The organism is Coleofasciculus sp. (assembly GCF_046539235.1).
Lineage (GTDB): Bacteria > Cyanobacteriota > Cyanobacteriia > Cyanobacteriales > Coleofasciculaceae > Coleofasciculus.
Genome location: NZ_JBKHHI010000238.1, coordinates 1 through 10,070, shown reverse-complemented (window position 1 = coordinate 10,070; position 10,070 = coordinate 1). Strand labels below are relative to the sequence as shown.

The 10,070-nt window shown below is 45.5% G+C and carries 7 protein-coding genes and 1 pseudogene; 6 read left to right on the top strand and 2 right to left on the bottom strand.

Annotation, left to right across the window (positions count from 1 at the left end; all coding sequences use genetic code 11):
* Positions 1–529, bottom strand: a pseudogene (locus tag ACLFWI_RS19340) (hypothetical protein); the annotation flags it as partial.
* 108 nt (positions 530–637) lie between these two features.
* On the opposite strand from ACLFWI_RS19340, the gene ACLFWI_RS19335 reads away from it, so the two are divergent.
* From ACLFWI_RS19335 to ACLFWI_RS19315, 5 genes are all read left to right on the top strand, one after another.
* On the top strand, positions 638–1,510 hold the full coding sequence (locus ACLFWI_RS19335; protein ID WP_446414260.1) for an S-methyl-5'-thioadenosine phosphorylase: 873 nt from the start codon (positions 638–640) through the stop codon (positions 1,508–1,510).
* 890 nt (positions 1,511–2,400) lie between these two features.
* Positions 2,401–5,103, top strand: coding sequence for a GAF domain-containing protein (locus ACLFWI_RS19330; protein ID WP_446414259.1), 2,703 nt, complete (start codon positions 2,401–2,403; stop codon positions 5,101–5,103).
* 180 nt (positions 5,104–5,283) lie between these two features.
* On the top strand, positions 5,284–5,739 hold the full coding sequence (locus ACLFWI_RS19325) for a DUF6932 family protein (RefSeq protein WP_446414261.1): 456 nt from the start codon (positions 5,284–5,286) through the stop codon (positions 5,737–5,739).
* Positions 5,736–6,251, top strand: a complete 516-nt coding sequence (locus tag ACLFWI_RS19320) for a helix-turn-helix transcriptional regulator (protein ID WP_446414258.1) — start codon at positions 5,736–5,738, stop codon at positions 6,249–6,251. Before ACLFWI_RS19325 ends, ACLFWI_RS19320 begins: the two co-directional genes overlap by 4 nt.
* 126 nt (positions 6,252–6,377) lie before the next feature.
* On the top strand, positions 6,378–7,247 hold the full coding sequence (locus tag ACLFWI_RS19315) for a GIY-YIG nuclease family protein (RefSeq protein WP_446414257.1): 870 nt from the start codon (positions 6,378–6,380) through the stop codon (positions 7,245–7,247).
* Positions 7,248–7,375: 128 nt separating this feature from the next.
* Here the strand turns inward: ACLFWI_RS19315 and ACLFWI_RS19310 are convergent, their stop codons facing one another.
* The gene (locus ACLFWI_RS19310) at positions 7,376–9,256 is read right to left on the bottom strand and encodes a transketolase (RefSeq protein ID WP_446414256.1); all 1,881 of its coding nucleotides are present in this window, start codon (positions 9,254–9,256) and stop codon (positions 7,376–7,378) included.
* 508 nt (positions 9,257–9,764) lie between these two features.
* Between ACLFWI_RS19310 and ACLFWI_RS19305 the strand changes: the two genes are divergently transcribed.
* Positions 9,765–9,926 carry a hypothetical protein gene (locus ACLFWI_RS19305; RefSeq protein WP_446414255.1) on the top strand — a complete coding sequence of 54 codons (162 nt, stop codon included), beginning with the start codon at positions 9,765–9,767 and terminating at the stop codon, positions 9,924–9,926.
* Positions 9,927–10,070 lie beyond the last annotated feature (144 nt).

Genomic DNA, 10,070 nt, shown 5'->3' with positions numbered 1-10,070 from the left:
AATTTCCGGTGAGGGTTTTGACACATTGCCATCGGGAAATGGTGTCGGGTAAAAGGGCTTGAATTTCTACAGCCGGCTCAATCGTGGGAGAATTGGGTTCTGGGGTTGGGAATTGTGCGATCGCATCGTGTAATTCCGCAATCTGGTAAAACCTAACCCCCCAGCCCCCTTCCCTCCCAGGGAAGGGGGAGTATGAAAGCCTATTCCCGTGTTGGGAAGGGGTATTTCCTTTAGTTAATTGACTAACAGTATCCTCAAGCTGTGCGATCGCACTCTGTAATTGTGCAATCTGGGATGGGAGAGATTCTAAGTTAGTAACTCGTTGCTGGAGTTGTGCGATCGCGGTTTCTGTCTGTTGATGAGTCTTCTGATAGAATCGCCCTCGATTAGCGAGATTTAATCCCAGAGTAATCGTAATCGGTGCGGCGGCGTAAACCGCCTGCTGAGTGGCGGCGGCGATAACCGTTCCCAATCCTGAACCAGCGAGGAAAAGGTATTCGGTAATCTTTAGCCAATGGCGGTTACTCATAGCTGTCCCTACCCATCTAAACATCCAGAGGGAATAACTCAACTTGAGCGATCGCGACCCATTTCCCGATACAATATCTGGGCATTGTAGCAGAAAAAGGTAGGCAGAATGGTACAGGCAACGATTGGTATTATTGGCGGTAGCGGACTTTACCAAATGGATGCCCTCAAAGATGTGCAAGAGGTGCAAGTGGATACCCCCTTTGGCAAGCCGTCTGATGATTTAATTGTGGGTACTCTAGAAGGAACGACCGTTGCCTTTCTCGCCCGTCATGGTCGTAACCATCATCTCATGCCCACTGAATTACCCTTCCGCGCCAATATCCACGCGATGAAACAGTTGGGCGTTAAGTATCTGATTTCCGCCTCAGCCGTGGGTTCCCTCCAGGAAGAAGCCAAACCTTTAGATATGGTCATACCCAATCAATTTATTGACCGCACCAAAAATCGTGTATCTACCTTTTTCGGTGAGGGGATTGTGGCACATATTGGCTTTGCTGAACCCGTATGTCATCAACTCGCCGGGGTTTTAGCTGATGCGGTGGCTAGCTTACAGTTAACTGATGTCACCCTGCATCGCGGTGGCACATACATCTGTATGGAAGGACCCGCCTTTTCTACTCAAGCTGAATCCCATCTCTACCGTAGTTGGGGCGCAACGGTGGTTGGGATGACGAATTTACCCGAGGCAAAACTAGCGCGAGAAGCAGAAATCGCCTACGCCACCTTAGCCCTAGTCACCGATTATGATTGCTGGCATCCCGATCATGACAGCGTAACCGTAGAAATGGTGATTGGCAATTTACGGCGCAATGCGACGAATGCTCAACAGGTGATTCAAGAAACCGTGCGGCGTCTTGCCCAAAATCCACCCCCATCTGAGGCACACTCAGCGTTAAAATACGCGATTTTGACCCCACTCGACAAAGCGCCAGAGGCGACGAAGCAGAAGTTAAGCCTCTTGTTGCAAAAATACGTTTGATGTCATTCGTCATACTCACGCTCGAAAAGAAGCAAGCTACGTCCTTTGTTGATTGTTCATGGTTCATGGTTCATTGGTAATCCCCTTACCCAGCTCCCCCAGCTCCCCTATCTCCTCCCTCTAACTTGTGCCAGACTGAGAAAGTTTGCGTAATACAACGTAATATTAACAAACGTAAACTTATACCCATATTTACGTTTCCAACTGTGTATGATGGTTTGTATGACCCAACTGTATTACAGCGGCATCAAAAGATTTTCTCAAATCGCCGTTGTTACAGAAGCCTCTGTTAGCTACAGGTTCCGACCCTGGTTGAGAGATGGTTAGCAGAGGTTGGGTAAACAGGGTGCATCTACTATTCATATTCAGACACTTATGTGTCTCTCGACTCTCTCATTCAAATATCTCATACAACAATATTTGTAATACAAAATAAAATTTTCGTAATACGTTGGCTGTAGTGAGAGCAATCTCCCAGAGGAGAGTCTGAGTAAATCACTCACGCTCCTGGGAGATTTAATTAATTTATATGACAGGTATAAAAAAGTTACTTACACAAAAGCTGACGTTGCTAGGGTTTTAGGTTAGAGTTATGTACTAAGAGAGTCGTAAATTTCTGTAATTTAAACTGTAATTTAAACAGAGTAGTGGGAAGAAACAAAAGACAGGGTGTAGGGAATAGCGGTTGAGGACTAACGCTCGAAAGTCGCCGCTTCCACCCGGAAGGGGAGAGAGAACATCTATGCGATATGTGAGTAATCTTTTGAGGGAACGTTGCTATATCACCGAACTCAACTCCCAGATCAGCCAAATTATTACTCAGAATGCTGCTGCTAATACAAATAGATTAAGTGATTGCAACTAGAAAGCAGAGTAGGGGTTCAAAGGAATTGGCAAACGATGCTCAAATTAACAACACCAAACGTTGGCAAAACCAAACGATGGTGTTATTCGAGTTGACTCAATCTCAGAGACTCAACGCCGGAGATTTGACCACCGTAATTTGTGACTTGACAAAAGCCGCCGCCGATGCATTAGAGGTTGAGCGAGTCAGCGTATGGTTGTACAACGATGCAGCTTCCCAGCTTAATTGTGTGGAACGGTATGAGGACGGTAAACACTATCATGGCTGGGACAAAACCCCAGGACAAAACCAGGGAAAAGATATCAGTCCACCTGTATTACCGAAGACGTGTTGTTGTCTTACCAGTCCCCTATTGCTGGGGCGATTGGATGTACCGATCTGGCAAAACGAACAGATGATCGGTATGATTAGCTACGAACAAAGCGTATCCAGTCCGAGGGAGTGGACGCCTCAAGACAAAACCTTTGCCAGCGCGATCGCGAATTTAATTGCCCTGCGACTGGAACAATGGCATCACCAACAGGCAATGCAGGAGTTGAATCAGGGAGAAAGCCGTTACCGATTACTGGTTGAGAAGTCTCCCGATCTGATTTCTCAACATCGGACAGATGGGGTCTATTTATATGCTTCACCCGCTTGTCTTACCCTCTTAGGATACGAATCTGATGAGTTGGTGGGACATTCCATTTACGAGTTAGTGCATCCTCAAGATGTCACCGCGATTAAACAGATCTACTCCAACCCAACGGATTGCCAACACCAGCAGCCGATTCGCTACCGCATCCGTCATCAAAGCGGCGATTATCGGTGGCTAGAAAGCACGATCAATCCTATATGCCATCCTCAAACCAATCAAGTCACCGAACTTGTCGTTGTCTCGCGGGAGATTAGTCAACCCCAGCCCGCCGCAGAATCACGCCCCAAAGCCACACCTCACGCCTTGAAGATGAACCCCTTAGCCGTGGCAAAACAGGCAAACCAATTTAAACCCTTGGGCTTGAGGTCTCACATTTCCCGATTAACCCATCCCCCGGCGATGCCCACAACCCCCGCTCCACCCAGCCACAGTCGGATTTCCGCATTGGCGGCGGTGGTAGAAGATCGGCTGATGAGTGGCATGATGTTATTAGGGAATCAATCCCTTAACTCAGAATCTCGGCGTACCTTTAGCTGGGTTGCCAATGCCATTGCCGTTGCCATTGACCAATATTGGGCGCGTTCAGAACTACTCAGCCGTCGCGAATCCCTGCTTTTTGGGCTTGCCAATCAAATTCGCAACTCCCTAGAACTTCATACTATCCTGGAAACAGCAGTAGAATCGATTCGCACCCTACTCAAAATCGATCGCTGTCAATTTCTCTGGTATCGACTCAAAACACAACCCCCCCATTGGGATGTAGTCAAAGAAGCCAGAACACCTGATTTACCAAGCTATATAGGTCAACATTCAACCGAGCAAATCGCCCCCCTTGCCCAGCGGATTCTCAAGCGAGAAATTGTTCAGGTTGATGATGTGGAAACTTGTGATGACCCGATCCTCAAACAGTTTTTAACCCGACAGGGATATACCTCAATCTTGTCCCTACCGATTAAAACCCGGGCGGGAGACATTGGCGCAATTAGCTGTATTCACGGGACAGAACAACGTCCCTGGGATAATAGTGAGGTGGAACTATTGCAAGCGGTTGTCGCTCAACTGACGATCGCCCTCGATCAAGCCTCCCTCTACACCCAAGCCCGTGAAAGCGCTGAGATTGCCCAAGCCCAAACCCAAGAACTTGAACAAACCCTAAATCAGCTTCAAGCCACCCAAGCCAAACTGGTGCAGAGTGAAAAAATGTCCAGTTTAGGACAATTAGTGGCAGGTGTGGCACATGAACTGAATAATCCAGTTAATTTTATTCACAATAACTTGACCTACGCCAGTGCCTATTTTTATGACCTCTTGAATCTGGTACGCCTTTATCAAGAGCATTACCCCAATCCGGCGGCGGCTATTGCCGAGCAAGAGGAACTCATTGATGTTGACTTTATCGCCGATGACTTACCCAAATTGCTGCGTTCTATGCAACGGGGAACCGATCGGATTAGTTCCATTGTCCTCAGCTTACGCAACTTCTCCCGCCTGGATGAAGCCGAGATGAAACAGGCTGACTTAAATCAGGGAATTGAGAGTACCTTACTGATGTTGCAACATCGCCTCAAACCCAAAGGGAACCAGCCGGAGATTAAAGTGCTGACGGAGTATGGTGAGTTGCCAGAGGCAGAATGTTATCCTGGACAACTTAACCAGGTGTTTCTGAACATTCTCAACAACGCGATCGATGTTTTGGAGCAGTCTTTTAAAGACAATCCTGATTATCCTGCACCAATCATTGCTATTCGCACTGGGTTATTAGAAGGCTCTCCAGATTCCTCACACCAGCCAAACTCGCAGCTAGATATTCAGAGTGAGGACAAGAAACCATCCGTAATGAATTGCCCTCGAATTGTGATTCAAATTGCCGATAATGGACCGGGAATGACAGATGAGGTAAAAGCACGGCTATTTGATCCCTTCTTTTCCACCAAAGCGGTTGGACAAGGAGTGGGTTTAGGATTGACAATTTGTTATCAAATTGTCGTCGAACATCATCACGGGATTCTCAACTGTACATCCACACCAGGGAAAGGAACTGAATTTTGGATCGAGATTCCGATTCAGCAAATTATCCCAAATCCGGGTTAACTACCCCTTTTAGATTAAATCGCCAAAACCCTGTAGAGACGTTGCATGCAACGTCTCTACAATCTGGACATAAAAGGGTTATGTATGACGGATTCGGCATTAGAAGCTTGTCTGAGGTATAAAGATAATTATGTTACCCTTAAAAGCCAGACACTCAATTTTTGGCGTGGATGTGAGAATGTGATCCCAGAATTCGATGAGAACGGCAATCTACCACCAGGAGTTCATTTTTGCGAGTGGGAGGAGTTTCAGGAGAGATTTGGTACAACCTTGAAGAGACAGCGCATGATAGATGGTTTGGAACTGGCAATGACCCAATTAAAAGCCGCAGGTTGTCGGACTATTTATATTGATGGTAGTTTTGTTACCAGTAAACCCAACCCTGGTGATTTTGATGCCTGTTGGGAAGACAATGAAGTTGATATAAATTATCTCAAATCCCTTGCTCCTACTTTATATAATTTTGCGCTGCGACGTGCTGAACAAAAAAGCAAGTATAAAGGGGAGATTTTCCCAGCCAATTACCCAGCGAATGAGGCAGGAATAGCTTATTTAGATTTTTTTCAATTTGATACAAGAACGAATACGCGCAAAGGAATTCTGTCTATAGAGTTACAGAGGTGGATACCCTTATGATAAAAAATGATCAACAATATCAGCATTCTTTAGATTGGTTGCGGCGATTTGAACAGTCTGTCGCCGAATTGGATAGTAATGATAGTTTGAAAGCTGAACCAACGCGCTGGCAGCTTCATAGAGACTCCTATCAGAGTCAAGTTGACGAGTTAAAGGAAGAAATTGCTGAATATGAAAGACTGACTAATTGTGACAAGAGCCAGCCGATTCAAATTAAAGTTGAGAGTTTGAATAAGCTGCCGAATGCTTTAATTAAAGCCAGGATAGCTGCCAAAATGAGCCAAGAAGAACTGGCTGATTTGTTAGGAATTGAGCAGCAACGAGTTCAGCAGTATGAAGACACCGATTATCAATGCGCCAGTTTTGTAGAAATCCTGGAGGTTAGCACAGCGTTGGGTGTGGAATTTGAGACGGCTGTGATGCAGGTAGATTTTGAGGAACTAGAAGCGGTTAAACAAAGTGTAGCAAAATGGCGAAAGAAAAAAATGAATAGGGTAACTAAAACCTTATAAATATTGGGAAAGTGACCCCTTCAGCAATTCTCTATTCTTATACAATAGGTAGAGCGACTTGCTCTTACCCAATTATTGCAGTATTTCTAAACTAGAATTTTTGCCCTAAATCTATTATATATAACAATGAGAAATTTTCCTATTTTTTCCGGACAGTTTACTTTACGTCAACGTCATCAGCTTCCCGCTCAAGCAGGCATTTATTTTGTTCTCGATGAACGCGAACAATTACTTTATATTGGTCAAGCTAAAAGCCTGCGTGATCGCTGGGCGGGATCAACTCATCACCGATACAAGCAATTTGCCAGGAAAGGATTAGATAAAATCATTCTTAGATATATTCTGACTTCAGTTTCTGAACTCGATAAGTTAGAGCGAGAGTATATCAAGCAGCTTAAACCTCTACTGAATGATAGCAAAGTCAAGGAATATCTCCCCAAAACAAGTCCTCGGTTTTCAGAATTGCAACGTTTACTCAAACTCACGAGTCAGCCTCTCTTTCCCTCAGTGATGTATACGTGCAGCGAGGGAAAGACAATCCCTAGAGACGCTTGGGACTTGTTTCGAGGTTTTGTTGCAGGTGTATATGAAGAACGCCAGCCTTACATCATAGTAGTGTGCAGACAAAATATGGGAAGTATTTTAGGGAAAAGTTCATTACATCGAACTAAAAAGCGCTTTTACATAGAAACAGACCCAAGGCTTATACCAGCTTTTTATTTTTTCGATGCGAGACAAACAATTTTTGTATTTGTAGAATTAGTTAATGATAATTGGGCAGATCAAGTATTCAAAGAGGTTTATCCAAGCTTAGTGGATTGCAAGATTGCTGGCGTTGTACTTAAGAATCTCGTCAATTCTAATTTATTAATGCCTGCCTTAGAAAAAATGATCATTAACGGGGACAATGCAGCACAATCTTACCTTTTAAATTTATGTAAAAATTTACAACCTTTGCCTGCTGATTTCTCTTTAAACAAGCATATAATTTGGTGAAATTAATCTCGGTGGATTGTTTTGAGACTTGATCCTAGATAAAGACGCCCCACCGGGGCGTCTCTACGGATATTTAACCGCCAACAGCTATTGACCGATGCCCTAGATCCAGTCTAGAGGGATTGGGCTTAAGCGCCAACAGGTTGTTTAACCAGCGATCGCGCGGCTTCAACGATGGCATCAGCGTCAATTTTTGCCTCATGCATGAGTTCTTGGGGTTTACCAGAACCGGGCATATTTTGTACCGCTAACTTAATTAACTGTAGTTGAGGACCTTGATAGGTGGGTGCAGTATCAACACCGGCAAAGGCATCCTGTACGGCGGCACCTAAACCCCCTTCCAGCCAATGATCTTCGACGACAATTAAGTTACCTTCGGTATCTTGTGCGGCTTGATGCAGAGTTTCTGTATCAATAGGTTTAACCGAATAGGCATCAATAATCCGGGCAGTAATCCCCTCTTGTTTGAGCCGATCATACGCCTTCAGCGCTTCGTGCAACGTTACCCCGGCACCAATCACCGTCACTTGGTCGCGATCGCTACTGCGGATAACTTTACTCCCACCAATGGGAAATTCTTCCTCTTTTTCATAGATAACAGGCGTTTTCATCCGCGTTGTCCGCAGGTACACAATCCCATCCCGGTCAACCATTTGACCCACCAGTTTAGCGGTTTGGTTACCATCACAGGGATACAGAACCGTACTACTCCAAACGGCTCGCATAGATGCCAAGTCTTCTAATGCCATTTGAGACGGTCCATCTTGACCAATGGAGATTCCGGCATGAGACCCCGATAACTTAATATTGGCACGAGAAATAGCTGCCATTCGCACGAAGTCATAAGCGCGACTTAGGAACGCACCAAAGCTAGAGACAAAGGGCTTATAATGCCGTGCTTGCAATCCCATCGCCGCTCCCAGCATCTGCTGTTCAGCAATGAACATTTCAAAAAAGCGATCGCTATGGGTTTTGGCAAAGAACTTGGCGCGGGTGGAGTTACTCACCTCTCCGTCAAGCGCAACCACATCTGAGCGCGATGCACCGATAGCGGCTAATGCCTTACCGTAGGCGGTACGGGTGGCAACTTTCTCTCCTTCGTCGTAGGTGGGAAGTTCCAAAGGTTGCATCTCGCCAATTGTGGCGGGTTCTCCCTCTTCCTCCGGTTTCTGGACGGAGATCGTAATATTGCGTTGACCGCCTAATTCTTGTATTGCCTCTTTTGCCTGATCCTCTTTCAAATTCTTACCATGCCAACCATTCTGATTTTCTACCACAGAGGCACCCTTTCCTTTCACGGTGCGGGCGATAATTACCACAGGTTGGTTATGGATGGACAGTGCTTCACCGTAGGCTTGCTCAATTTCTTTAAAATCATGACCGTCAATTTCAATCGCATGCCAACCAAACGCCCTCGCGCGGTTAGCATAAGCTTGAGTATTCCAGCCAAGTTCAGTTTGACCCCGTTGACCTAAGCGATTCACATCAATAATCAGAATCAGATTATCCAGATTATAGTAAGAAGCGTGATCAAAGGCTTCCCAAACTGACCCTTCAGCGGTTTCGCTATCACCTTGAAGCACCCAAACCCGATAGGGAAGTTGATCCAGGTACTTAGCTGCTAAAGCCATACCCACGCCGACGGATAAGCCTTGTCCCAGAGAACCCGTTGCGACCTCAATTCCAGGGATCAGGGGAACTGGATGACCCTGAACCGGACTGCCAAACTGACGCAGCGACATCATCTCCTCATCTGAAATCACCCCAGCCGCTTTATGCATAGCATAGAGTAAGGGACAAGCATGTCCTTTGGAGAGAATGAAGCGATCGTTATTCGGGTTATCGGGATGGTCGAAGTCATAGCGGAAATATTTGGACATGAACACCGTCATTAAATCCGCCGCCGACATGGAGGAGGTAGGATGACCAGAACCCGCCGCCGTCGTGGAGCGAATACTATCCACGCGCAGTTGTTGAGCGAGTTCGTGCCATTGATTCTGGGTCGTCATAGTTATTCTTCTTATTCAACGTCAAGCAAAGGGGGGAATTGCTGGAATCCCTTGAACTTCAGTAAATAAGCCTTAGATTCGTAAGGCTTAGATTAGCGATATTGATAGTGATGTAACAAAAATTAGAATCATGCCCAAATCTAGAGGAAATGTCATCAATCGATAGCTAAACAAGGAATTGCGATTGAGCCAAGTTCTAGATATCTGATCCCTGACTCGGGCAACCATAACCTTAATAAATTTGAACCCGGCTTTACGTCTGCCTTATGGCATAAAAATAGCATTGATATCTTATCTATCTTAGGAGTGACGAATATCCTCGCTGAGGAGTTTTACCCTAGTGAAGGCTTCGGTGGTACAGTCGGGTTAAGTTAAATGGCTTGCCTTGTTCAGCCAAAGCCTCAATTAGAGAAATTGAACGATAAAAAAAATAAGGAGAATTAAAACGCCGACTCAAAGCGAACAAGCTACAGGAGTACAGAACACAAACTATAACCTGGTTAGTGTGTTGTATCACATGCTCAATGGTGCCGCTACTTACGATCAGTATATCCAGGATGCCGAGCAATCTGGCGATCAGGAACTGGCTCAGTTTTTACAAAATGTTAAAAAGCAGAATGCCGAGTGCGCTCATAAAGCCCAAGAGTTACTGGCGCAGCGAATTAAATAGCCGCCAATCAGCGCTATCCTAATAAATTAAGTTAAGCTTCCTTTCTGAATGAGAGGAGGCTTTTGGGCCCATCCTTGTAGTGCGAGCATCTTGCTCGCTACTAATAAGCATCTTGCTCGCTACTAATAAGCATCTTGCTCGCTA